Below are 23,625 nucleotides of genomic sequence, written 5' to 3'. Positions count from 1 at the left end.
GCCCAAGCATTTTATGGCTTATGGGCAAGTGAACTTTTTCCAACAAAATATCTTGCTCGGGCACAAGGCATTATGTTCTAGAGCAGGGATTGCGTTATGGTCTATTGTTATGCCAATGATATTCACAAAACTTGGATTCAATATGGCTTGTATGGTCATGATTTCCTTTTTAGTTATTGCTGCAATTATTGGCATAGTATGGGCACCTAAAACTAGAGGTAAAACGCTTAAAGAAATTGAGTTTGAACACTATGGCAATTCAAAAAGTGGGAAATCAGGTTTGGAAGTTTTTCTAATTGGATGGATTGGATACGTTGTAGAATCAATAGGAATTAAAAAACCAATAAATTATTCAAGAATGGTGTAGAAAGTATGCTAGAAAGAAAGGCATTAAGACTTTTACTTAATCAATATCAAGAAGAAATTTATCGAAAAAGAAAAAATGTTAGAAGAAATGAGAATGATTTCATGGCCGAATAAGACAATAACTTGTCCTAATTAGCCATGATATATAATTCTCTATAAAGTAAAATTAGAAAAAAAAGGGGGGATATATTGAAATTAATCTTTATATCATTGGACACGCTGAGAGCTAACCGACTAGGATGTTACGGATACAAACTTCCAACAACTAGTCCATATATGGATCATATAGCAAGTCAAGATGTTCTTTTTTTGAAAACGCTTTCGATTCTGATATTCCAACTGAAGTTGCTCATACTAGTATTTTTACAGGGAAAGTAGGTTTGACAACTGGTGTTGTATCACATGGTTCTCCATCAACTTATCTACCAAAAGAAAGTGATTGGTTACCATCATTGCTTCGGAACGCTGGATACACGACTAGAGCAGTAGATAATTGACATGGGAAGAATGGAAAGCAAATCCTAGAAGAGAGCTTATTGATATGCCAGTTAAAAATTAATGAACAGCACTTCATTAACAAAACTAAAAGTGGAGGAAGTGGTTGGTTAAATATCTGAAAACAATGAATATATTGATAATTATTTTGATTTTCACAAGGGGGAGAATGATGAAGAATGTGACGAAGCTAGCCTTTGCATTTATATTATTGCTATCGATGATTATAGCAGGTTGTACCAATAATGAAAGCGCTAACACGAATAACGAAGAAGAACTAGTTTCAAATGGTGATGAAAATAAACAAGATATGTCAGAAGTCGATGTATCTCAAATTAAGGAGTTCAAACAATCACCAATGCTCAATGATAAGGGGCTGCCAGATGTAAAAGAAAGGCTTCCACTGGAACCGAAATTACCAAACGAAATGCCAGCAAAATTTCTTCAGTTCGAAATTGGTAAATACGGTGGAGAGCTAAATACTGTAACACGGGATCCTAAGTGGGATGCGGATTTGTTTGTCATGAGCAATGAGCCACTATTAAATACACCAGGTATTCTCGGTGAAGAGGTCACTGGAAACGTTCTTAAGGACTATGAAGTTACTGAAGATCAAAAGGAATTTACTTTCTATATGAGGGAAGGACTAAAATGGTCTGACGGTGAGCCGGTTACAACCGAAGACGTAAGGTTTGCAGTAGAGGATGTATTACTTAATGAAGAAATCATGCCAATTGTGCCTTCTTGGTTACATTCAGGTGGTAATGCACAAGGAAACCCATTGAAGCTTGAGGTTGTTGATGAATACACATATAAGATTTCTTTTGATGAGCCGTATGGTGGTTTTCCAATTGCTTTAGCCATTGGAAACTGGCGAGGATATAATGATCTATTGAAACCAGCTCATTACCTAAAGCAGTTTCATAAAAAATATGCTGATGCAGCTGAATTAGAAAAACTAATTAAAGAAGCTAAATTAGGAGAAGATACAGAATCAACGTGGGTGAACTTTTTTAACTACATGGATATTACTGAAAGAGAGATGAGTCATTCTAATGCAGTTGGTTTCCCTTCTTTGTATCCTTGGACTATGAAAGAAATGGATAAAACTTACGCGATATATGAACGAAATCCATATTATTTTAAAGTTGATCCAGAAGGTAATCAGTTACCGTATATTGATTCAATTAAGAGCACAATTGTACAGGATACAGAGGTAGTTGGTTTAAAAACAATTGCAGGAGAAGTTGATTTCTCCCGTGAAACGACGGCATTAACTAAAATGCCAGTTTATAGAGAAAATGCCGAAAAGGGTGGTTACGAAGCATTACTAGCAAATATGCATGTTACTCCATCGGATGTGTTTTTAAATCAAACATATAATGATCCAGTATGGCGCGAAGTAGTACAGGACATTCGTTTTAGACAAGCATTAAATTTTGCGATTGATCGTGAAGAGATTATTGATTCACTTTATTTTGGATTTGCTGAGCCATCAGAAATTACAGATAGTAAATTAGATCTTGATAAAGCCAACCAGCTTTTAGATGAAATGGGGATGAAAAAGGGAACAGATGGATATCGGATTGGTCCAGATGGCAAACGTTTTTCAATTCCATTTGAAGTACAAGCAGCGGCCCCAGATATTGTACCACTTGCTGAGCTCCTTGTAGAAATGTGGAAAGAGATAGGCATACATGCAGCAGTTAAAACGATTGATGGAACATTATGGGGTACGCGTAATACAGCCAATGAATTGAAAGCATCTATTATGTGGACACATACACCTCTTTATTATATGTCTGATTATGGAGAAACATTTTGGGGTCCACTTTGGGATTCTTGGTGGCAATCCGGAGGTGAAACAGGAGAGGAACCGCCCGAACATGTTAAAAAGTTCTTTACCTTGATGGATGAGTTACAGGTAAGTACTCCTGAGGAAGCTAAAGCGGTCGAAGAAAAAATAAGAGAAGAAATGAAAAATAATCTGCATTATTTTGTTCATGTTGAGAAAGTTAAACAACCTTTAATTGTAAATAACAAACTTGGAAATATCACGGATAAAGGGACAGCAATTAGCATCAATTTCGCAGGGGAACAAATGTACTTTAAAGAATAAAACAGAAAAAATCTTAATGAAACTTAGGTAGCTGATCCTGAATCCTACCTAAGTTTTTCCTTAAATCCATTTTAAAGGAAAAGGAGGTTCATAGATGTTAACATTCATTGGTCACCGTCTCATCCAATTAATACCATTACTGTTTGCGATTAGTATCATATCGTTTGTATTAATCCAATTACCTCCTGGTGATTATTTAACAACTTATATTCAGCAGCTTGAAATGGCTGGTACAGATGTATCAGAAGGTACGGTCCAAAGTCTAAAAGCACAATATGGATTGGATCAACCGATGTATGTTCAATACATGATTTGGCTTAAGAATATAGTATTGCACGGTGACTTTGGAAGGTCATTTACTTGGAATGAGCCGGTTTCAGACGTAATTGGGGAACGGCTAGGTCTCACCGTGGTTATCTCTATTTGTACGTTAATTTTTACATGGATTATCGCGATTCCAATTGGAATCTATTCTGCAGTTCGTCAATATTCCTTTATGGATTATATATTCACATTCATTGGTTTTATTGGTCTGGCTTTACCAAATTTCTTAATTGCTCTGGTTGCTATTTATACTGTTTTTGTCAACACAGGCGTAGCCCTTACAGGATTATTCTCACCTGAATATGCAACAGCACCATGGAGTTTTGCAAAGGTCATTGATTTATTGAAGCATATTTGGATCCCAACATTAATTATAGGTACATCTGGGACAGCTGGACTGATTCGTGTTATGCGAGGGATGCTGCTTGATGAATTACAAAAACAATATGTTATAACGGCTCGTGCAAAGGGTGTAAGGGAGCAGACATTATTGTTTAAATACCCTGTCCGGATGGCCATCAATCCTCTTATAAGTACAATTGGTTGGACACTACCTGCAATTATTTCCGGTGAAGCGATTGTTTCAATCGTACTTAATTTACCGACAACAGGCCCAATGCTGTTAGATGCACTAATGACTCAGGATATGTACCTTGCCGGTAGTTTCATCTTGATTCTTAGTATATTGACTGTTATAGGTACGTTAATCTCAGATATATTACTTGCGTGGGTCGATCCCCGAATTAGATTTGGAGGGGTAGAAGAATGAAACTGATTCTAAGAAAGAATAACCAACCAGTTCAGGTAACAGATAATAAAAACCTAGAAAATGAATATGAGATAGCCTCTCAATGGAAATTAATGTGGTGGAAATTTAAAAAGCATAAGCTTGCAATTATTTCGGCGCCTATATTAACACTACTTCTTATTATTTCAGTTTTTGCAGAATTTTTAAGTCCACATGTCCCCTTAGAGCGATTTTCGGATTATAAATTTGCTCCACCTCAAACAATCAATTTTATTGATCCTGAAACGGGCTTTAGTTTTCGGCCGTTTGTTTACGATATGAAAGAGGAAATGAATCAGGAAACGTTTAGAAAAACATTCCAAGAAGATACTTCGAAAAAATATCCAATCCATTTCTTTGTAGAGGGAGAACCCTACAAATTATGGGGACTTATCAAGATGAATACCCATTTTATTGGGCTAAAGGATGCTGATGCACCTTTCTTTCTTATGGGAACAGATTCATTAGGAAGGGACTTATTTACAAGAATTCTCCATGGATCTAGGGTATCGTTATCGTTTGCGTTTCTAGGGATTATCTTTACGGTTATTCTAGGAATTATTCTAGGAGGGATTTCGGGTTATTTCGGTGGTATTACAGATACTGTTATTCAACGTATCATTGATCTTTTATTATGTATTCCTGCAATTCCATTATGGATGGCACTAGCAGCAGCACTTCCGGCAGATTGGTCACCAATCAAGATTTATTTTGGGATGATTATGATATTTTCCATAATTGGTTGGACAGGATTGGCACGTGTTGTAAGGGGGAAAATTTTATCACTCCGTGAAGAAGACTTTACAATGGCTGCTAGGTTATGTGGAGCAAGTCATATTCGTATAATTACCAAACATTTGATTCCGTCGTTTGCGAGTTACATCATTATTAGCGTCACGATCTCCATACCAGCTACCATTCTTGGTGAAACATCATTAAGCTTTCTTGGACTAGGGCTACAGGCTCCTGTAGTAAGCTGGGGAGTTCTTTTAGGGGACTCTCAAAAACTAGAAAACTTAGCGCATCACCCATGGCTCTTGTGGCCAGCTGCTTTTATTGTCGTGGCTGTACTTGTATTTAACTTTCTTGGTGACGGACTACGGGACGCAGCGGATCCTTATAAATAAAGGAGGTATTTAAGATTGAGCAAAATTCAACAAACAATCGAGACTTCAAAAAGTATACATGAAACTAGCATTAATGATAATGAAGAGATTATCTTAGAAGTTAATAATCTGAAAACCTACTTTAAATTAGATGAAGGCATTTTAAAAGCAGTTGATGGTGTTGATCTTCAATTAAAAAAAGGGAAAACACTCGGAATTGTTGGGGAAAGTGGTAGTGGAAAAAGTGTGACAACAAAAGCTATTTTACAAATTGTTGATACTCCCGGAGAAGTGGAGGGTGAAATAAAATTCAGGCGTAGAAAAAATGGTGAAATTATCGATATTGGAAAACTACATTCAAAAGGAAGCGAAGTTCGAGATATTCGCGGTGGCGAAATATCGATGATTTTCCAAGAGCCAATGAAGGCCTTTTCTCCGATTCACACGATCGGAAATCAATTAACTGAAGCAATCCTGTTGCACGATACTAAAGACGAAAAGGAAGCGCGAAAAATCGCAATTGATACATTGGAAAAAGTAGGAATGTCAAATCCTGATCAAAGAATAGATCAATATCCACATGAGCTCTCTGGAGGGATGAGGCAAAGAGCAATGATTGCAATGGCATTATGTTGTAATCCATCCATACTAATTGCAGATGAGCCAACAACTGCACTAGACGTTACCGTTCAAGCACAGGTGCTTGATTTAATTAATAATTTAAAAGAAAACACTGGGTCGGCAGTAATTTTTATTACACATGATCTTGGAGTTATTGCAGAAATGGCTGATGATGTCGCGGTTATGTATCTCGGAAAAGTAGTTGAATATACCGATGTTGATACACTATTTTTCGGTGCCCTTCATCCATATACACAAGGCTTGTTACAGTCAATCCCTTCGTTAGCGATGATAAATCAACGGTTAGAATCAATTGAAGGAACGGTGCCTACTCCTATCAATCTACCGAAAGGATGCGGATTTTATTCTCGCTGTAAAAAAGCAAAGGATGGCGTATGTAATGTAGATGATATTCCATTCGTAAAAGTAAAGGAGGGTCATTATGTTAGATGTGTCCTTGTCGAGTAAAAATCATAGAAGAGAAACAGAGGTCATTAACATTCCAAAGAAAATCTTAGAAGTTCAATCAATGAAAAAATACTATCCAATTAAAAGAGGCTTCTTAAAAAAAACAGTCGCTTATGTTAAAGCTGTCGATGACGTTTCATTATATGTAAATGAAGGAGAGACGTTTGGCTTGGTTGGCGAATCTGGTTGTGGCAAATCAACGCTTGGAAAAAGTTTATTACGTGCGATTGAACCATCAGGTGGTTCCATAAGATTTAGGGATCGACATGATGAACTAGTTGATGTGATGGATTTAGATTATAAAGGCTTACGTGATATTCGCAGAAATATGCAAATGGTCTTCCAAGATCCTTATTCATCACTAAATCCACGAATGACTGTGTTAAATATTATCGGAGAGCCATTGATATGTAACAAAATTGCAAGAGGTGAAGAGCTCAGGGAGAGAGTTAAATACTTAATGGAAGTTGTCGGACTTAACAGCCGACATCTTGAACGTTATCCACATGCATTTAGTGGTGGACAAAGGCAGAGGATTGGAATAGCTCGGGCGTTGGCTACTAATCCAAAATTTCTAGTTTGTGATGAGGCTGTTTCTGCGCTAGATGTTTCGATTCAGGCTCAAATTATAAATTTATTCCAGGATTTACAAAACGAATTTAATTTAAGTTATTTATTTATCTCACATGATTTAGGAGTCATTCAGCATATATCTGATAGGGTTGGTGTCATGTATGTCGGGAAAATGGTGGAAATGGCAAGTACAGAAGAACTATTTGCAAATCCTAAACATCCATATACAGAAGCGCTGTTGTCTGCAAAACCGATTCCAAATCCACGTCTTAAGAAAGAAAGGATTATTCTTAGAGGTGAGGTGGCCAATCCAGCTAATCCACCTTCTGGATGTTATTTCCATCCTCGATGCCCATATGCACAAGAAATTTGCAAGCAGCAAGCACCTGAATTTAAAGAAATAAGTAGCGGTCATCACGTTGCATGTCACCTTGCTAATGAGTTGGAATTAAAAGGGGCAGTCGGAATATGAATTATATTTTCTTGTTTATGCTTATCTTTGCTATATCAGTATTTCTGATTATGTTCGCATCGATTTGGTTTATGAACTTCTTTTCAAGAAAATATATTGGAGAAAAGCACATGGTTTTAGAGGAACTTACAAAAGGAGAAGTACCAAAACTTTGGTCTAAAAGATTTAAAGAAAAGAGTAACAAACTACAAAAAAAAGGAGATCAGCAAGAAAAAATATCTATTTTACAAAAAGAGGAAAATGAAACGCATTTAAAAAAACTCAGTAACATTGTCAAATATATTCAAAAAACAAAATTAATAGAGGATGAAGAAACTAGATCAATCATATTGGCTGATTTGGAGAAAACACGTAAAAAATGGGAGGAAGGTAAATATAATGGGGCTTGATTCAGCGTCGAGTAAAAAGAAGTATTACTTTACGTTTTTAGCCTATTTATTTTCTGCAGTAACCGCATTTATTGGTATTTTGCTATGGTTCACGATTAGAGAAACATTAATGGTTACATTGACGTATGTATCTTTTAATTTCTGGAGTCTTCCAGCGATTGATAATTTTAGTTTTTTGATTCTTGGTATAGGTTGGCTAATTTTGGTTTATTTTAGCTACTATTACTATCAGAAAGGATTCAAAGAAGGGAAAGCTTTGTCTAAGATACTACGTATAACTGGTGTGCAGACTCTCTTGTTTATTGTATGCAAAATCATCATGATTTCACAACTGGATTAGTAACGGATACTAGTAACTACTTAAAAGCAGCAGCTGAATGTTTTGTTGGAATCGGCTTCATATACTATGCCATGAGAAGGAATAGGGAGAAAACGAAAGATAATAGTTTAACATCTTAACATACTGGAAGGAGTATCCTGATTGAAAAAAGCAAACCTATTAAGCATAGTACCGTTAGTTCCAGCTATAGAAATGGAAAAAACAATTGCATTTTATACTGAACAATTAGGGTTTAATAACCATATCAGGGATGGTGAACCACTGACTTATGCTGGATTGAAAAATGGCAATGTGGAATTTCATCTTTATAAGACATCAAAAAAATATTTATGTGACTGGTCTGTCATTCGAATTGAAACGAATAATATAAATGATCATTATGAAAAGTACAAGAAACGGGAATTTCTACATCCAAACGGAAAACTAGAATTGAAAAACTATGGATTAAAGGAATTTTCGTTACTCGATCCAAACGGAGTGTTAGTTACATTTTTTGAAAGAACTTAATTGTCATTAAAACTTTTAAAAACTATGTAGGAGGAGGAGTAATAATGGATGTTGGTGTTGTATCAAGGAGTTTTCCTCAGCTTAGCAACAAAGAAACTGCAAAACTATTAGCGAAAAAAGGATTTAAGTGGACTGAGTTATGTTTTTCTCAAAGTGATTCAAATTATTGGGTATATAATGGCCGGTCAGATATGGATAGTTTATCGAATGAACGGAGTACCGAGATAGTAGAAACATATAGAACAAATGGAATTGAGGTAACTTCAATCGGTGTGTTTACAAATTTACTAGAACCGAATGAAAAGGAAAATGAAAAAAACCTCACTTATTTTGAACGTCTGATGGAAATTGCTTCAATTAATAATGTACCTTATGTATCTAGTGAGTGTGGATTTATTCCTAGTAGGAGGGGAGTAAATTCAGATACCTATGAATCTGCATTTCAAATACTTGTTGAAAATGTAAAATGGTTAGCAGATAAGGCAAAAAAATATAATGTTTCGGTTGCTCTTGAGCCATGTGTCCTAGATGTTGTTCCAAGTGCCAAACGAATGGATGATTTTATTAATCAAGTTGGCTCTGATCGCGTAAAAGTTTTGTTAGACCCGGCTAATTTAATTGCAAATAATTCAGAAGAAGAAATGTTTTCTTATTTAACTCCGCATATTGCCTATTTCCATGGTAAGGATCGCAAAGTTAATGATACATATGGTCGTGTAATAGGAGATGGAGATATTGATTGGCCTTTATTTTTTAATATGTATCATAAATATACCGAGGGTGTTCCATTTATCATGGAATATGTTAATATTGACAACTTTTGTGATATTCGTGATCGTGTAGTAAAGTTTGATGAAATGGCTGTAATGTTAAAATAGTAGATCTATATTTAATAGAACTTCGTATTTAAAAAGCAACAAATTCGACAAGTACATTTGTACTTGTCGAATTTGTTGCCATTATAGCATTACAGCTGAGTCCTTTTTATATACAACAGGGAAATCATTACCTTTAAGTATTTCACCAGCCTTCACGTTAACATGAGCTTCCATCGGATGTGATCCAGTAGGCTCATAGCGTGTATGTCCCGGCATATAGTGAACTGCGATAGCACGACGCTTCCGATCTGAACGGTTGTTTGTACCGCCGTGCCATGTTAAACAATGATGATATCCGACTTGCCCTTTTTTAATTTCAAATGGTACAGCTTTTGTGTTTACACCTTCTGGCAGGAGATCTGGTTGTTTATGGAATGGCATAAAGTTAGAATCAGTTCCTAAATATTTCTGTTGGTCACCCCACTTGTGGCTTCCTGGTACCATCCACATGCAACCGTTTTCGATTATTGCATCATCAAGGGCGACCCAAGCACTGACAAGATTAGCAGGTTGAATAATTGGCCAAGCAGGATGGTCTTGATGCCAAACAGTAGGACCTCCAGTAACCGGTGGCTTATACTGAACTTGATCATGCCAAATTCTTAATGTATCCGAACTGCATAACTGAGCAACTTCCTCACAAATTTTCTGATTACATGCATGTTGATAAAATAAATCACTCGCCATCCAAATATTTACAATTTGTACGACCGTTTCTTTTTGGGAGATTGACATTCCATAGTCGACTTCGTCATCAACAAGATTTCGGTTTAGAACTGGCTTTTTTACAGATTTTCCACTCATGACTAAATCTAATTCTTCACGAAGCTCATCAACTTCAGTGTCGCTTAGTACTACATCACCTTTGATATATCCTAATTTTTCAAACTCTTTTAATTGTTCGTTTGTTAACATTTTCTCCACCCTTTCGAATAATGATTGGTATTTTTATCTTTTTTCATTTTCAGAACCTACAAAGTGAGGATCAGTCATGGAGTTGGGATTTTGAGAATAAAGTTTGCATTGCTTGCATATTTTACAGTTTCTATTAACCTCTTTTGAATCATCACATTTGCGTAAACCTTTTTGATCAATGCGATGGTTGATTAAAATGTTGTTTCACCTCCTGCTTTCTTTTTCTTTATTCTTTGTGTAACTATATGATAACAAGAGCAAAAAGGGTCTGTCGTTAGAATATTCGAATAAATATTTGCATTTTTCACAGATATTGTAATTTGCTAGAAAGCTAGGGAGGTAAAAATGGTTACTGATGAAAAAATTAAAATAGGTATGTTATCGATGTTAAAGCCGACGGTAAACTTCGCAAATAAAATGACTGCAGATCCTGGCCAGGTTTGGGGGCCAAGAACAATTCCTGATTGTCAGCTAATCTACATTGTTTCAGGTAAGGCAACAGTAACCCTTGGGCCAAATGTTTTTCAATTAAATCCAGGTGAGTGTTTATTTTACGGGAATAACCCACATAAGCTTGTTTCATCAAAAGACGACCCATTTACGTTTAAAAGTATTCATTTCAGTTGGGATGAGGAGTCTCCTGTCCCTAATCATCCACTTAATGGCATAAAAAACTGTTCTACAAGTGAACTGGGTGATTTAGTATCACCCTATCAAATTCTTGTAGATGAGCATGGTGAAGTAGAATTCCCAAACCATTTTATATTACCTAATGTTGAAACCTTATTTACCCAAATTATTCGTGAATATCGGTTTGAAGAACCAGGGTATACGTTTGTTATGAGAGGTTTGTTAACTCAGTTAATCACAATTATTATCAGAAATGAAATGAACGGAAAGTATTCTTCTGGAGAAAGGAGGAAAATAGCACCTGCATTGGAAGCTATTCGTAAACAGCCAAACATTAACTGGTCTTCATGTGAATTAGCGGAATTATGTGGGTATCACCCGACCTATTTTGCTTCCATATTCAGAGAAACGATTGGTTCTTCTCCTAAACATTACTTGATCCAAGAACGTATACGAAAAGCGAAACAATTATTATTAGAAGTGAAAACGATAGAAGAAGTTTCAGTAAAATTAGGATATACGAGTCTGCACTATTTCTGTAGAAATTTTAAAACAGTAACTGGTTTAACACCAACAGAATATAAAATACAAAGCCTCGAGCTTTAATATATAGGGTTTTAGTAAATATGGCCGAATCGACCATCAAGGTGGCAGGATGGACAATGAATAATTATCTGAATTTACATAACATTTAGTTAAATAAACAGAATAAAATTGAATAGTTTAGGAAAATGATAATCACATTTTACGGATTCGTTCTTTGTTAGAAAGTATGATAAGTGAGTTCGAAAAGTTGTTGGCTGTTCTCCTGGAAAATACAAAAATAACGTATCAAAAGAAATAATTGATGGATAAAAAGAATTGTAAAAAACGAATTTAAAAAAACGACTAATAACATAGCATTCATTTTTAGGAATTAAGTAAAATATTTTAAGGAGGAATTGATTCATGTATGAAAGTTTAGTAGTTGGGAACAGTTCACTCAATTTAGAGGTAGAATCTGGATGGGGTCTACTTCCAGAAGGTATTTCTTATGGATATACCCATGGAGTCTGTGTCGATTCAAATGACAATGTGTATGTATTTAATACTAGTAAAGATGCGGTTATCGTATTTGATCATGAAGGGAATTTCGTAGACTCCTGGGGTGAAGAATTTGAAGGTGGTGCCCATGGTTTTTATCTTCATAAAGATGTGGACGGTCAAGAGTATTTTTATATTACAGATACTGCGCGTGCCCTAATGGTAAAAACAACCCTAAAAGGGGAAGTACTCCTTGAGGTGGGTGAGCCTAACCTCCCTGATATTTATGATGAAGAGCGACGATATATCCCAACAGATGTTTGTGTAGCACCTAACGGGGATATTTATATTAGTGATGGGTATGGTCAATATTATGTTCACCATTATGATGCAAAGGGAAATTATATTCGTTCATGGGGAGGACGTGGGAGCGAACCTGGTAAACTATTGGAGCCCCATGGTATTTCTATTAATTTACGAGGCTCTGATCCTGAAATCTATGTTGCTGATAGAAGGAATCATCGGATCCAAGTTTTTTCTTTGGATGGTGAGCACAAGCGCTTTATAGATAAAGACTTAGACCTACCATGTAGTTTTTATTTCTTTGGAAAAGACATCTATATCCCTGATTTGAATAGCCGTGTGACAATACTTGATGAGCATGACCGTCTGGTATGTCATTTAGGAGAGGATCAACAAGCCTATAAGCAGAAGGGATGGCCTAATCTACCAAAAACCTATTTTAGAACAAATAGGTTTAGTTCTCCTCATGGTGTTTGTGTCAATTCACATGGCGATGTTTATGTTGTTGAGTGGATTTCGGATGGAAGAGTAACTAAGCTATCTAATACCCGATAGTCACAAAGTGAGTGGATTCCGTATATATAGTCCATTGCTCAATCCAGTTGAAATAGCAGTTAGAAAATAATAATCTCTATTCATGGTATATGGTATCAGGTAGTGGAATTATTGATTAAACAAAGGTATTTGATGTTCAAAACTCTATCAAATTCACAAGAAACTCAAGTTCCAACCCGTTGAATCAATATATTATTGTTAAATCAGACTAAAGCTTCTCCTATTACCTTTAGACTATTACTACTTTAGAAGCAAATACGGATGCATTAGAAATGTACATACACCATTTACCTGATGTTTTATATAGAGTCAATTACCTATCTTAAATAAAAATCCATAAGTTTCACTAACGGGCGCGTTTGTTTAGGAACGCGTCTTTTTCGTGTATTGGCACAGATTGCATAATGAAAAATGTTTTTAAGTTTAAACAATCAGATTAGCAGTTTAGTTCAAATAAACGAGGGATTTCTCAGCAATGGCTTGCAAATAATTCAAAGGTCATTCGTTCTACTATCAGTGAACTATGCAAGGAAGACGCTGATCACGAGCCTACCCAAAGCATTATGAGGAAAATATGAAATACTTTAAGGAAGATTGACCCTAATGTGAAGAGTGATGATTTTTTCGATATTTAGAAACTGGTTAACTGAATTACTTGGTTAACCCTATTTGTTTTCTCTCCTTTGTTTCATCATAATAAGTTCTTAAGTCATTAAAAAAAGGAGCAAAATTTGAACTGCACCTCCAATTGTGTCTAACAATTGGGGTGCAGTTCACTTGAGCTGTTCCTTTTTGTGTGTAACATCTTTAAATCTTAATATCAATCTTCGCATTTTTCTTTAACTCTTCAACCTGCTGAGCGAGTTTTTCATGCTGTTTTTGCTGATGAATAGATTGTTCGATTTGTGGTTTTACTTCTTCAAACTTTGGAACTTCTTGTCCAGTGCTCTTTCCTTGTTCCGCATATTGATCATACGTTTTTTGAATTTCTTCATCGGTTATTTCACCAGCCGTGGCTTCTTTCTCAACGTACTGTTTAAGTTTAATATCGTCAGCTATTTGAGTTTCAAGTGTTTTCATACCCATGCCGGATTTTTTAAGAGCGGTTTTGAATTCTTTTTCTGTTTTAAATTGTTTTTTCGTTTCGTCCAGCTGCTTATTAATATCTACCTCTGAAGCTTTATAGCCTTTTTTATCTGCCTCTTGAAGAAGAAGAGTTTGTCCGACTAAGCTGTCAATTGTTTGTTTTTTCACTTGCTCTGCAGCTTCTTTAGAAGTCGGATCTTGGCCCATTTGCTGCATTTGTCCTTGTATAGATGCTAAGGCGCTATTATAGTCGCTTCCTAAAATTTCTTTATCATTCACTATGGCAACAATTTTCTTTTCATCTACTTGCTGTCCTTCTAATTTCTTTTGCATTTCTTCCATTAGCTTTTGCTGTTCCTTCTGCTGATCGGTTTCCGCTGTTTTTACTTTATCATCATTTTTAGCTTCTTTACTTTCTTCATTTCCTCCGCATGCTGCTAAAACAACGGCCATTAGACCGGTTATTAATGTAAACATTATTTTTTTCATAATCGATCTCCTTCCTTAAGCTAGAAGTATAATTTTTCCCTAAAAAAATTATCTAGTGCGCATTATAAAGTAAACCTTACTAAAAAGAAACATTATGCACTCTTTTTTAAGACTTGTAACAGGATTGAAACGTTTTATAATAATAAAAATGATGCCTGCAAAAAAGCAAATTCGAATACGATTAAGCAATTTAGTTTCTTAAAGTGGATGCCTTGCATTTATGAAAAGATATTAAGCAAGTATTCGTGAGAAAATCGTATTAAACTGAGGGAGTTCAATAACATTAACGAAAAAGGAAGATCATACTGATGAACCTGATAACTTTGCAATTATTGGATACTTGTTGATTTTTACTAAAGAAGATCCTTTCAACATCTAATTCTTCACGTATACAGGAATATCCTGAATATAGTAAATTGCATTATCCTAACGCTACTCTCCATTGAATAATAGGGAATTTTATGCCTGAACGGCCTGTTTTTTTTACAGGAATGTAGATGTCCATTTCTTTGTTCTCTGATTCGTAGCATCTTTCATCATACAGCTCGAATTCCACTGATCCATTATGTTCATAACCCGATTGTGGAAACCATTCTGTAAAAATAAAATTCCATGTGGACTGAATAGACTTTGGCGTAGCTAGAACAACCTCAAAAGTTGATAGAAATATGAGAAAAAGTGAAAATTCTACTATACTTGTTTCCGAGAGCGATAATAAGCTAGTACGTTTCTTAGTCGCTATCGGTGTTGTTACAAAGAGAAACAATCATTCTACTTATATTGTTATAGGTATTAGTTGTACCACTTGGAAAATAAAAGCCGGCACCATCTTTGTCTTGCATGATATAATCCTTATAAGAAATCGCTTACATATAATAAGGTGAAAATTCAGAAAAAATGAGTCTTTTGAGGAGCAGGTGAAAGATGTTACTAGATAATCCATCTTTAATGACCAAAGAACAAACGATTTTTAATCATTCGGGGAGCGAAATTAAATTAAAAGATAGAGAGATTGATATTGTCACCCGTTTAGAAAAGCCTCTCGTTCTAGTTTTAGGGAATGTCCTAAGTAACCAAGAATGTGACGAACTCATACAACTATCTAAAGATAAAGTGCAACGCTCAAAAATTGGCGCTGCACGTGAAGTAAACAACATTAGAACGAGCAGCAGCATGTTTTTTGAAGAAAGCGAAAACGAACTTGTACATCAAATTGAAATGAGAATTTCTGATATAATGGGTTTATCCATTGAGTACGCTGAAGGCCTTCAAATTTTAAAATACTTACCTGGCCAAGAATATAAAGCACATCACGATTATTTCGCTTCTACCAGCAGAGCATCTAAAAATAATCGCATTAGTACATTAATTATGTACTTAAATGATGTCGAAGAAGGTGGAGAAACTTATTTTCCTAAGTTAGGTTTTTCGGTATCTCCCAAAAAAGGAATGGCTGTGTACTTTGAATATTTTTATAAGAATACCGAACTTAACGACCTTACCCTTCACGGAGGAGCACCTGTTGTTAAAGGAGAAAAATGGGTAGCTACTCAGTGGATGCGTAAACAAAAAGTTCGATAAGAAAATCACGCAGAGCGTGATTTTTTATTTTGCTAAGCTATGTAAATAATTCAATTTGCTCCAGGCCTCTATTACGGTTTAAGGTGAAGATATTGTATTATAGAAGTAGCTAATGCAAGAATCTAATGATGATCAATGTTTAGATTACAAAGTAAAAACTAGTGTATCCGATAGTGATGATAGAGAGTATCTGAATAAATTAGGGATTGAAAATATTAGTATGTTACAAAAAATGGAGAAAGGAGATAGAGACCGTACTTTAGCCATACTTAAGGAATTGGAAGGTGTGACCATAAGGCAGTTATCAAGAGTAACAGGAATATCCAAAAGTGTTATTCAACGTGCTAGTTGATGTGAGGATAGGGAGGGGACGGGGGACGAAGGGACAGGAACCATGTCCCTTTTTCCTTTGTATTGTAATGCTAATTTTATTAGATCCTGAAGCTTTTTGATCGGTTAGGTTATTGAATTTCAGAGTCGATCAAACTGTCTTATTATTGTGTTTTAACTCTAATATTATTAGGTTTGCGGAGGGACAAACAACCTGTCCCTCAGTCCCGCGTAAGAACAGGACCGGTCGAAGCTCTCTTTATTAAAGTAGTTGGTAATAGAATTTCTTGATAAACAGCGTCTTTGTTGTTGATTCTCCAGATTAATTGTTCGACTGCTTTTATTCCATAGAGCTTTAGATCAATATCCATTGTTGTTATTTTTGGATTGGATATTTGTGAAAGTTGTCCATTGTCAAAATTACATACCGAGATTTGGTCGGGAATTTTGATGCCAGCGTGGTAGAGGTAGGAGCAAACAAGAAATCCAAATCCATCGTTTACACAAAACCATGCAGTGGGCTGTTTAGGTAATTTGCTCATGGAGATGCGAAGATCCTCATCTTCCTCAAGGACATCAGATAGAATAAAGGTTGGATCAATCTTTATTTCGTGGTGATGTAATGCTAAACGGTAGCCCTCTAATCTCTCATAATAGCTTGGTGAATAGGAGGTATTTCCGACAAACCCAATCTTCCTATGGCCTAACTTCAACAAGTGTTCAACTGCAGTATAAGCACCGAAGCGATTATTCGTTAGGATCGCATCTGCGTTAATATGAGGATGATGATGGTCGATTAAGATTGTAGGAATGTTAGTTGAAAGGATTTCATTAATATAGTCTGTACTTAAATGAGATAGAATTAAAATTCCATCAACCGATTTATTTTGAACAAATGACGGTAATTGACGTTCGGAAATGGCATGCTCACTGATGGGCTGGATTAATAAATGAATCCCTTGCTTCGAGAGCTCTCTCTCAATACTTAAATAGATTTCTCCAAAAAAGCTTTTAAGTGAGAAGGCAAATTCGGATGCGATGAGTGCAAAAGTCTTATTTTGTTCACTTTTCTGTAATTGATTTCGGACGGATGTATATTCATAGCCTAGCTCTCTAGCAGCAGTTTCGACTATCCTTCTTGTTTCCTCACTTACCCCTGGTTTTCCAGATAGAGCTTGTGAAACAGAATTCTTTGATATTTGTAAACGATCTGCGATATCCTGCATCGTGATCTTTTTTGCCATAGGAACGACCAACCTTTCTATTGAAATCATTTATAGTAGGAGAGTTTCATATTTAACCTGATTTTTATTACATTACAAATATAATTATGTAACGTTACAATGATAATATAATACATGACAACATAAAATGCAAACAACATTACAAATCGAATAAATTAAGAGTAATAGGTTGACTTATCATGAGAGCGGTGCAATAATGTTGTTTGTAAGGTTACAAAAATACCAATAATCAATAAAGTAATTTTTGTAACTGAAAAAGTAATTTTAATTAAGTAAGTTTTTGTGCATGACTATAGTCAATTATACTATTTTTTTTAGTAAATTTGATAGCGTTCTCAAAAAATGTACAAAACTTACATTATAGTTGGGAAGACTATTGAAAAGTCTTTCGCCTTTATAAAATAATTGGGGGTATGAAGATGAATCGTGCATTGAAAAAAGGCGCATCATTATTATTCGCAGCAACAATGGCAGTATCTGTTTTATCAGGTTGTGGAAATAAAGGCACAGAGCAAGGTGCTGGAAATGACGGTGTAACTACCATTGAATTCTGGGCGGCTCCAAACCCGACTCAGCAAGTTTATTGGGAAGCAGTAGCGAAGGAATTCGAAAAGGAAAATCCTGAGATTAAGGTCAATGTAAGTGCGATTAAAGAGAGTCCTTCATCAGAAGCTAGTATTCAATCAGCAATTGCAGGGAAAAGTGCTCCAACGATGTCAGAAAATATTAATCGTGGGTTTGCTGCACAGCTTGCAGAAAGTAAAGCACTAGTACCATTAAATGAATTAGAAGGCTGGGATGAGATTGTTTCTGCTCGTCATATGACAGAAACCGTTAAGGGCTGGACGTTTGCTGATGGCAATCAATATGTTCTTCCAATTTACTCGAATCCAATGCTGTTTGGATGGAGACTTGATATTTTAAAAGAATTAGGTGTGAATGAACCGCCTAAAACATATAGTGAAATGCTTGATGTTGCGAAGAAGCTTAAGGAAAAATATCCGGAAAAATATGTGTGGGCAAAAGCGGATTTAGCTGACCCAACAGCATGGAAGAGATGGTTTGACTTCTTTATGCTTTATGATGCGGCGTCAGAAGGAAATAACTTTATTGAAGGTAACAATTTTGTGGCTGATGATAAGGCGGGAATAAATGTTTTAACATTTATAGATAATTTACGAAAAGAAGATGCATTATTAGCAAAACAAGTAACAGATCCATTTGAAACGGGCTTAGGAATTTTCACAGACATTGGACCGTGGACATTCACCTACTGGGCTGAGAAATTCCCGGAAATGAAATATGGTGAAACCTTTACACTTGCAGCACCTCCAGTTCCAGATGGTATGTCAACTGAAAATGTAAAAACATTCGCTGATACTAAAGGGTTAGTTATTTATGCATCTGCGACAGATGAACAAAAGAAAGCGGCAATGGAATTTATGAAATGGATTTATTCAGATCCTAAGAATGACCTAGAGTGGTTAGAAAAAACAAGCTTGCCGCCAGCTCGTGATGACTTAGCAACTAATGAAGCATTTACAACGTTCTTTGAAAAAAATCCAGTATTACAGCCGTATGCAGAGGCTGTACCAAATGCCATTCCTTCAATTGACAATGCGAAATACAATGAGTTACAAACATATATCGGACAGCACGCAGTAAACCCAGTTGTTAAGGGGGAGGTAGATCCTGAAAAAGGCTGGAATGAGATGAAAAAGGCCATTGAGGGGGATCTCAAGTAATGAGAACAACTAAGAGTAATGGATTGGGCTGGCTATTTGCCAGTCCATACCTTATCTATGCAATTATTTTCTTTGCCATTCCGCTCGTGTGGTCATTGTATTTATCGGCAACCGATTGGGATTTAATATCACCAGAAATTAATTTTGAGGGCATTTCTAACTACATCAAAGCACTTCAGTCACCAGGAGTTCAAGCTGCTTTCTTTGTAACCTTTAAATTTATGGCAGTATTTGTACCACTGGTTATTGTCTCATCAATCATTGTTGCGGCAATTATTCATGGATTGCCTAAATTTAAAGGTATTTTTTTAATCGGATTTTTCCTTCCGTATTTAGCATCTGGTGTTGTTTCGTCATTAATCGTAAAAGGGCTCCTTTCTTACAATAGTCCGGTTAATGCATTTTTAAGGACAAAGCTCGGACTTGATATCGACTGGTTAGGATCACCGTTCTCAGCGTTATGTGTAGTAGCCGTTATTATCGCTTGGAAGTTTACAGGGTATTATGCCTTAATTTTAACATCAGGCTTTGAAAGTATTAATTCGGAAATTTACGAAGCAGCCGCCATTGATGGTGTTTCACCTTGGCAACGTTTTTGGAAAATTACTCTTCCGTTACTTTATCCAGCGATTTATACCGTTTTGATTTTATCAATAGGTGTGACATTTGGGATTTTCACAGAGGTTTATCAATTAACAGGTGGAGGACCAAATTACGCAACTAATACATGGCAAATGGAAATCTTTACACAAGCGTTTAAAAATCTTCAGGCTGGTTATGCGTCAGCAGTTGCAATTATTGCATCAGTTGTTACGTTTATTTCTATTTTTGTTATTCGAAAATTATTAGAAATGTGGGGGAAACGCAATGGTTGGGTCTAAAAAAAATGGATTACTCCTACGATATATCGTTGCGATTGTCTTACTAATCATCATGGTGTTTCCATATCTCTATATGGTTCTGAATTCTTTTGCGGCGTGGGATCAGGTTGATAAACGGGTGATTCCGACAGAATTTTCGTTACGTTCCTATCAGTGGCTATTTGGTGGTGGTGATGTCGCCATACCAAGACCATGGATACAAGCCTTTTTCAACAGTGTCATCGTTTCAGCAGGATCTACCGTTCTGATGATGGTGACTGGCGTCATGGTAGCGTATGCGTTAGCAAAAATGAACTTTAAAGGTCGAGAAACCGTTAATAATCTTATTTTGTTTCAAATGTTTTTCCCAGCCATCATTTTATTGGTTCCTACGTTTTTAATTGTACAAAATGTAGGTCTATATGATACGTACTGGGCGATGATCATTCCAAAGGCAATGAGCTTATGGGCGGTCTTTATGTACACAAACTTCTTCCGAGCGATTCCGGATACATTTATTGAAGCGGCGAAACTAGATGGGGCGTCTAATCTGCAAATCATGTTTAAGGTCGTCCTGCCGATGTCAAAATCAATCACAGCTGTTATTTTCTTATTCTTGTTCATGGAAAGATGGACAGAGTTATTATGGGATATGCTTGTTGTTCGAAGTGATCAAATGCTTACACTGAACGTTCTATTATCGCAAATGTTTGGTCCATATGGAGGCTATCCAGGCCCAATGTATGCTGCATCAGTGTTGTTAACATTGCCAATTATTATTCTGTTCCTTTTCTTTGCGAAGAAATTCCAAGAGGGAATGCAGTTTACCCTTAAATAAACAGCACGGAGGAAATTATGGAGAAATGGTGGAAAAAAGCCGTTTTTTATGAAGTGTATATGCCGAGCTTTGCTGATGGAAACAAGGATGGTATTGGAGATTTTAAAGGGCTCACAGAGAAGCTAGATTACTTTACGCATCTTGGCATCGATGGTTTGTGGCTGACACCCTTTTACACGTCTCCAAAAGTGGATAACGGCTATGATATCTCTGATTATTATGCGATTGATCCAGACTATGGAACGATGGCTGAATTTGAATTCTTTATTGAACAGGCACATAAACGAGGCATTAAGGTCATTGCAGACCTTGTGTTAAATCATACGTCGTCAGAACATAAATGGTTTAAGGAATCGATTTCAGATCCACATCATCCGAAGCGTGATTGGTATATTTGGAGAGATCCTGTTGAGGGAAACCCACCGAATAACTGGGAATCGTTTTTCGGTGGCTCTGCATGGGAGTTTAATGAAGAGTCAGGACAATATTATTATCATGCATTCGCCAAGGAACAAGTGGATATCAATTGGGCAAACAAAGAAGCGAAGCATGCCATGTTCGAGGTGATGGCCTTTTGGTTAAACAAAGGAATTGATGGATTTCGCCTTGATGTTATTAATTTTCTAAAGGTCAATGATACATTTAAAAACAATCCAGTCGATGAAAACAATCAGCAAACCCATCTTTATGATAAAGACCAAGCTGGGATTTTAGAGCTGATTGAAGAGATCTCAAGCTTTGTTCATCAATTTCCAGACAAGGTTATCGTCGGAGAAGTAGGATCAGAGGAAATTGACGTTCTCTCAACCTATAGCGGGAAAAACAAATTAGACATTGTGTTTAATTTTAATCTCGGAAGTATCCCAACCTTTCATGTGGATACGATTTTTAAACAATTAAGAAAAATGGAAGACGTTCATCACGAAGATCAATTGCCAACCTTATTTTTCAGTAGTCATGATATGCCGCGTCATATTTCTCGATTCGGGGATGAAGGGATCGAGGAGGAACGGGCAAAGCTGCTTGCGACCCTTATGCTAACAGCAAAAGGTGTTCCATTTCTCTATTATGGGGATGAGATTGGTATGCGTGATTTAGTTCATCATGACATCTCCTTAATGAAGGACATTCAAGGAGTAACAGCCTACGACCTAGCGATCGCAGCCGGAAAAAGCAAGGAAGAAGCATTAGTCATGGCCAATGAGAAAAGTCGTGATAAATCGAGATCACCTATGCAATGGGACAACTCAGAATACAGTGGGTTTTCAACAGTGAAGCCATGGATTGCATTTCCGGAAATTCGTGAGGGTATCAATGTGAAAGAGCAGCTAAACCAATTTGATTCGGTTCTTTCTTATTATAAAAAGCTCCTGGAATTAAGGAGAATGCATCCAGCCTTACATCATGGCGAATATGAGTTGTTAGAAAAAAACGGTGACATGATCTATTTTATAAAGTCGGCTAAAGGGGAACGAATGATGGTCTTGATCAATTTTGGTGAGATAGAAGTTCCTTTCCCTTCAGAAGCTCATTCTGTCACTGACATTTTACTAGCAAATAAAAGGAAAAATGTAGACGGAACCATTCAGCCAGGAGAAGCGTTCATTCTATATCTAGAGGGAGATAAAGCATGAGTAAATATATCAAATCAGAAGTGAAAACATGTGCGAACTTATTGCAAGAATTCAAACAGCAGGCACAGCCACGTCATGCTGAAAAGCTACGATTTATAGGAGTTGGAGATAAAGATGTTTACAATATTTCCGCTCCATTTGAAGATGAAGGACAGCTGGTGATTGCTGGAAGAGTAGAGTCACGAGACAGTGAGCATTCTGAGGTCCATTTCTTTGTTGAGCAAAACGGTGAATGGGCACCAAGAGAAGGTGCGCCTGTTTTTAAGCTGCAGGATCCATTTTTTACAAAAATAGCAGGAGAGCTTGTACTAGGTGGAGTCGAAATATTCCCACATCCTACGCTAGAGAATTCATTAAGCTGGCGCACAGTTTTTCTGAAAGGTGATAAGATTGCTAGCTTAACAGAATTTGCGCAGGGTCCAGATGGAATGAAGGATTTACGACTAATTGAACTAAAGGATGGTTCAATCGGAATGTTAACTCGTCCACAAGGTGAAAAAGGTGGCAGAGGAAAGATTGGCTTTAGACGTCTGCCTTCTTTAGAGCAGTTAACGATCGAAGAAATTGAGAAGACACCATTGCTGGAAAATCAATTTATTGATGAAGAATGGGGTGGAGCAAATGAGGCTCACCTTTTAGCAAATGGTTTGATTGGTGTATTAGGTCATATTGCGAATTTTGATGACGAGGGAAATCGTCATTATTACCCAATGGTGTTTGCGATTGACCCGGAGACTGGGGATTGTTCAGACATTAAGTTAATTGCGACACGATCAAATTTCCTTGAGGGTCCGGCAAAACGTCCTGATTTAATCGATGTTGTTTTTAGTGGCGGTTTAGTCCGTAAACAAGACGGTACAGCTGATTTATATGCAGGTATTAGTGATGCAGACGCACAAAAAATCACAATCGAAGATCCATTTTTAGATTATGAAAACTAAGGAGTT

At 36.4% G+C, this 23,625-nt stretch carries 22 protein-coding genes and 1 pseudogene; 19 read left to right on the top strand and 4 right to left on the bottom strand.

Annotated elements, in window-relative coordinates:
• Positions 1 to 13 precede the first annotated feature (13 nt).
• The 10 genes from HUW50_RS27385 (at position 14) to HUW50_RS07165 (ending at position 9,445) form a co-directional block, all read left to right on the top strand.
• Positions 14 to 367, top strand: a complete 354-nt coding sequence (locus tag HUW50_RS27385) for a hypothetical protein (RefSeq protein ID WP_185653801.1) — start codon at positions 14 to 16, stop codon at positions 365 to 367.
• Positions 368 to 1,030: 663 nt separating this feature from the next.
• Complete coding sequence (locus tag HUW50_RS07205) at positions 1,031 to 2,980, top strand: ABC transporter substrate-binding protein (protein ID WP_083964521.1); 1,950 nt, start codon at positions 1,031 to 1,033, stop codon at positions 2,978 to 2,980.
• Between the two features lie 94 nt (positions 2,981 to 3,074).
• Positions 3,075 to 4,073 (top strand): ABC transporter permease, encoded by a 999-nt coding sequence (locus HUW50_RS07200; protein WP_066329571.1) that lies wholly within the window; start codon positions 3,075 to 3,077, stop codon positions 4,071 to 4,073.
• Positions 4,070 to 5,218, top strand: coding sequence for an ABC transporter permease (locus tag HUW50_RS07195; protein WP_066329570.1), 1,149 nt, complete (start codon positions 4,070 to 4,072; stop codon positions 5,216 to 5,218). Before HUW50_RS07200 ends, HUW50_RS07195 begins: the two co-directional genes overlap by 4 nt.
• Positions 5,219 to 5,233: 15 nt before the next feature.
• Positions 5,234 to 6,286 (top strand): ABC transporter ATP-binding protein, encoded by a 1,053-nt coding sequence (locus HUW50_RS07190; RefSeq protein ID WP_260445667.1) that lies wholly within the window; start codon positions 5,234 to 5,236, stop codon positions 6,284 to 6,286.
• Between the two features lie 31 nt (positions 6,287 to 6,317).
• Positions 6,318 to 7,331 (top strand): ABC transporter ATP-binding protein, encoded by a 1,014-nt coding sequence (locus HUW50_RS07185; RefSeq protein ID WP_269748939.1) that lies wholly within the window; start codon positions 6,318 to 6,320, stop codon positions 7,329 to 7,331.
• A 110-nt stretch (positions 7,332 to 7,441) separates the two neighbouring features.
• Entirely contained in the window at positions 7,442 to 7,720 is a 279-nt protein-coding gene (locus tag HUW50_RS07180; protein WP_157094331.1) for a hypothetical protein, read from the top strand.
• Complete coding sequence (locus HUW50_RS07175; protein WP_066329566.1) at positions 7,710 to 8,060, top strand: hypothetical protein; 351 nt, start codon at positions 7,710 to 7,712, stop codon at positions 8,058 to 8,060. Before HUW50_RS07180 ends, HUW50_RS07175 begins: the two co-directional genes overlap by 11 nt.
• A 141-nt stretch (positions 8,061 to 8,201) precedes the next feature.
• Positions 8,202 to 8,567, top strand: coding sequence for a VOC family protein (locus HUW50_RS07170; protein WP_083964519.1), 366 nt, complete (start codon positions 8,202 to 8,204; stop codon positions 8,565 to 8,567).
• 44 nt (positions 8,568 to 8,611) lie between these two features.
• Positions 8,612 to 9,445 carry a sugar phosphate isomerase/epimerase family protein gene (locus HUW50_RS07165; RefSeq protein WP_066329564.1) on the top strand — a complete coding sequence of 278 codons (834 nt, stop codon included), beginning with the start codon at positions 8,612 to 8,614 and terminating at the stop codon, positions 9,443 to 9,445.
• 81 nt (positions 9,446 to 9,526) lie between these two features.
• Here HUW50_RS07165 and HUW50_RS07160 read toward each other — a convergent pair whose 3' ends face one another.
• Positions 9,527 to 10,360: a phytanoyl-CoA dioxygenase family protein gene (locus HUW50_RS07160; protein ID WP_066329562.1), complete on the bottom strand. Its 834-nt coding sequence runs from the start codon at positions 10,358 to 10,360 to the stop codon at positions 9,527 to 9,529.
• A gap of 345 nt (positions 10,361 to 10,705) precedes the next feature.
• On the opposite strand from HUW50_RS07160, the gene HUW50_RS07155 reads away from it, so the two are divergent.
• Together HUW50_RS07155 and HUW50_RS07150 are read left to right on the top strand one after the other, a co-directional pair.
• On the top strand, positions 10,706 to 11,596 hold the full coding sequence (locus tag HUW50_RS07155) for an AraC family transcriptional regulator (protein ID WP_066329559.1): 891 nt from the start codon (positions 10,706 to 10,708) through the stop codon (positions 11,594 to 11,596).
• Between the two features lie 342 nt (positions 11,597 to 11,938).
• Entirely contained in the window at positions 11,939 to 12,871 is a 933-nt protein-coding gene (locus HUW50_RS07150; RefSeq protein WP_066329557.1) for a 6-bladed beta-propeller, read from the top strand.
• Between the two features lie 807 nt (positions 12,872 to 13,678).
• On the opposite strand, the gene HUW50_RS07145 is transcribed toward HUW50_RS07150, so the two are convergent.
• A complete protein-coding gene (locus tag HUW50_RS07145) occupies positions 13,679 to 14,446 on the bottom strand; it encodes a SurA N-terminal domain-containing protein (protein WP_066329556.1) in 768 nt (255 codons plus the stop codon).
• Between the two features lie 421 nt (positions 14,447 to 14,867).
• Positions 14,868 to 15,092, bottom strand: a pseudogene (locus HUW50_RS07140) (GyrI-like domain-containing protein); the annotation flags it as partial.
• 278 nt (positions 15,093 to 15,370) lie between these two features.
• On the opposite strand from HUW50_RS07140, the gene HUW50_RS07135 reads away from it, so the two are divergent.
• Positions 15,371 to 16,027 (top strand): 2OG-Fe(II) oxygenase, encoded by a 657-nt coding sequence (locus tag HUW50_RS07135; RefSeq protein ID WP_066329550.1) that lies wholly within the window; start codon positions 15,371 to 15,373, stop codon positions 16,025 to 16,027.
• Between the two features lie 112 nt (positions 16,028 to 16,139).
• The gene (locus HUW50_RS07130; protein WP_066329548.1) at positions 16,140 to 16,379 is read left to right on the top strand and encodes a helix-turn-helix domain-containing protein; all 240 of its coding nucleotides are present in this window, start codon (positions 16,140 to 16,142) and stop codon (positions 16,377 to 16,379) included.
• Positions 16,380 to 16,578: 199 nt separating this feature from the next.
• Here HUW50_RS07130 and HUW50_RS07125 read toward each other — a convergent pair whose 3' ends face one another.
• On the bottom strand, positions 16,579 to 17,601 hold the full coding sequence (locus HUW50_RS07125) for a LacI family DNA-binding transcriptional regulator (protein ID WP_066329546.1): 1,023 nt from the start codon (positions 17,599 to 17,601) through the stop codon (positions 16,579 to 16,581).
• A gap of 419 nt (positions 17,602 to 18,020) precedes the next feature.
• Here HUW50_RS07125 and HUW50_RS07120 point away from each other — a divergent pair, with 419 nt between their 5' ends.
• Genes HUW50_RS07120 through HUW50_RS07100 form a run of 5 tightly spaced genes read left to right on the top strand, consistent with a single transcriptional unit; the run spans position 18,021 to position 23,619 of the window.
• The gene (locus HUW50_RS07120; protein ID WP_396652608.1) at positions 18,021 to 19,346 is read left to right on the top strand and encodes an ABC transporter substrate-binding protein; all 1,326 of its coding nucleotides are present in this window, start codon (positions 18,021 to 18,023) and stop codon (positions 19,344 to 19,346) included.
• Complete coding sequence (locus tag HUW50_RS07115; RefSeq protein WP_066329543.1) at positions 19,346 to 20,227, top strand: carbohydrate ABC transporter permease; 882 nt, start codon at positions 19,346 to 19,348, stop codon at positions 20,225 to 20,227. The genes HUW50_RS07120 and HUW50_RS07115 overlap by 1 nt, the downstream gene beginning before the upstream one ends.
• Positions 20,214 to 21,044, top strand: a complete 831-nt coding sequence (locus tag HUW50_RS07110) for a carbohydrate ABC transporter permease (RefSeq protein WP_066329536.1) — start codon at positions 20,214 to 20,216, stop codon at positions 21,042 to 21,044. The genes HUW50_RS07115 and HUW50_RS07110 overlap by 14 nt, the downstream gene beginning before the upstream one ends.
• Before the next feature lie 17 nt (positions 21,045 to 21,061).
• Entirely contained in the window at positions 21,062 to 22,678 is a 1,617-nt protein-coding gene (locus tag HUW50_RS07105) for an alpha-glucosidase (protein ID WP_066329534.1), read from the top strand.
• On the top strand, positions 22,675 to 23,619 hold the full coding sequence (locus tag HUW50_RS07100) for an MTP-1 family protein (RefSeq protein WP_066329531.1): 945 nt from the start codon (positions 22,675 to 22,677) through the stop codon (positions 23,617 to 23,619). Before HUW50_RS07105 ends, HUW50_RS07100 begins: the two co-directional genes overlap by 4 nt.
• The last annotated feature ends 6 nt before the right edge of the window (positions 23,620 to 23,625 follow it).

Origin of the sequence: Metabacillus sp. KUDC1714 (genome assembly GCF_014217835.1) — a bacterium.
Taxonomy (GTDB): Bacteria; Bacillota; Bacilli; order Bacillales; family Bacillaceae; genus Metabacillus; species Metabacillus rhizosphaerae.
The sequence above is the reverse complement of the archived record's forward strand: the minus strand, read 5'-3'. Positions and strand labels throughout refer to the sequence as shown.

What these genes read in the sequence shown, in the direction of transcription:
- HUW50_RS07200 (WP_066329571.1), top strand. Translation starts at nt 3,075, where the DNA reads ATGTTAACATTCATTGGTCACCGTCTCATCCAATTAATACCATTACTG.
- HUW50_RS07145 (WP_066329556.1), bottom strand. Translation starts at nt 14,446, where the DNA reads ATGAAAAAAATAATGTTTACATTAATAACCGGTCTAATGGCCGTTGTT.
- HUW50_RS07115 (WP_066329543.1), top strand. Translation starts at nt 19,346, where the DNA reads ATGAGAACAACTAAGAGTAATGGATTGGGCTGGCTATTTGCCAGTCCA.
- HUW50_RS07180 (WP_157094331.1), top strand. Translation starts at nt 7,442, where the DNA reads ATGGTTTTAGAGGAACTTACAAAAGGAGAAGTACCAAAACTTTGGTCT.
- HUW50_RS07135 (WP_066329550.1), top strand. Translation starts at nt 15,371, where the DNA reads ATGTTACTAGATAATCCATCTTTAATGACCAAAGAACAAACGATTTTT.
- HUW50_RS07160 (WP_066329562.1), bottom strand. Translation starts at nt 10,360, where the DNA reads ATGTTAACAAACGAACAATTAAAAGAGTTTGAAAAATTAGGATATATC.
- HUW50_RS07150 (WP_066329557.1), top strand. Translation starts at nt 11,939, where the DNA reads ATGTATGAAAGTTTAGTAGTTGGGAACAGTTCACTCAATTTAGAGGTA.
- HUW50_RS07125 (WP_066329546.1), bottom strand. Translation starts at nt 17,601, where the DNA reads ATGGCAAAAAAGATCACGATGCAGGATATCGCAGATCGTTTACAAATA.
- HUW50_RS27385 (WP_185653801.1), top strand. Translation starts at nt 14, where the DNA reads ATGGCTTATGGGCAAGTGAACTTTTTCCAACAAAATATCTTGCTCGGG.
- HUW50_RS07130 (WP_066329548.1), top strand. Translation starts at nt 16,140, where the DNA reads ATGCAAGAATCTAATGATGATCAATGTTTAGATTACAAAGTAAAAACT.
- HUW50_RS07195 (WP_066329570.1), top strand. Translation starts at nt 4,070, where the DNA reads ATGAAACTGATTCTAAGAAAGAATAACCAACCAGTTCAGGTAACAGAT.
- HUW50_RS07175 (WP_066329566.1), top strand. Translation starts at nt 7,710, where the DNA reads ATGGGGCTTGATTCAGCGTCGAGTAAAAAGAAGTATTACTTTACGTTT.
- HUW50_RS07100 (WP_066329531.1), top strand. Translation starts at nt 22,675, where the DNA reads ATGAGTAAATATATCAAATCAGAAGTGAAAACATGTGCGAACTTATTG.
- HUW50_RS07155 (WP_066329559.1), top strand. Translation starts at nt 10,706, where the DNA reads ATGGTTACTGATGAAAAAATTAAAATAGGTATGTTATCGATGTTAAAG.
- HUW50_RS07120 (WP_396652608.1), top strand. Translation starts at nt 18,021, where the DNA reads ATGAATCGTGCATTGAAAAAAGGCGCATCATTATTATTCGCAGCAACA.
- HUW50_RS07110 (WP_066329536.1), top strand. Translation starts at nt 20,214, where the DNA reads ATGGTTGGGTCTAAAAAAAATGGATTACTCCTACGATATATCGTTGCG.
- HUW50_RS07205 (WP_083964521.1), top strand. Translation starts at nt 1,031, where the DNA reads ATGATGAAGAATGTGACGAAGCTAGCCTTTGCATTTATATTATTGCTA.
- HUW50_RS07105 (WP_066329534.1), top strand. Translation starts at nt 21,062, where the DNA reads ATGGAGAAATGGTGGAAAAAAGCCGTTTTTTATGAAGTGTATATGCCG.
- HUW50_RS07165 (WP_066329564.1), top strand. Translation starts at nt 8,612, where the DNA reads ATGGATGTTGGTGTTGTATCAAGGAGTTTTCCTCAGCTTAGCAACAAA.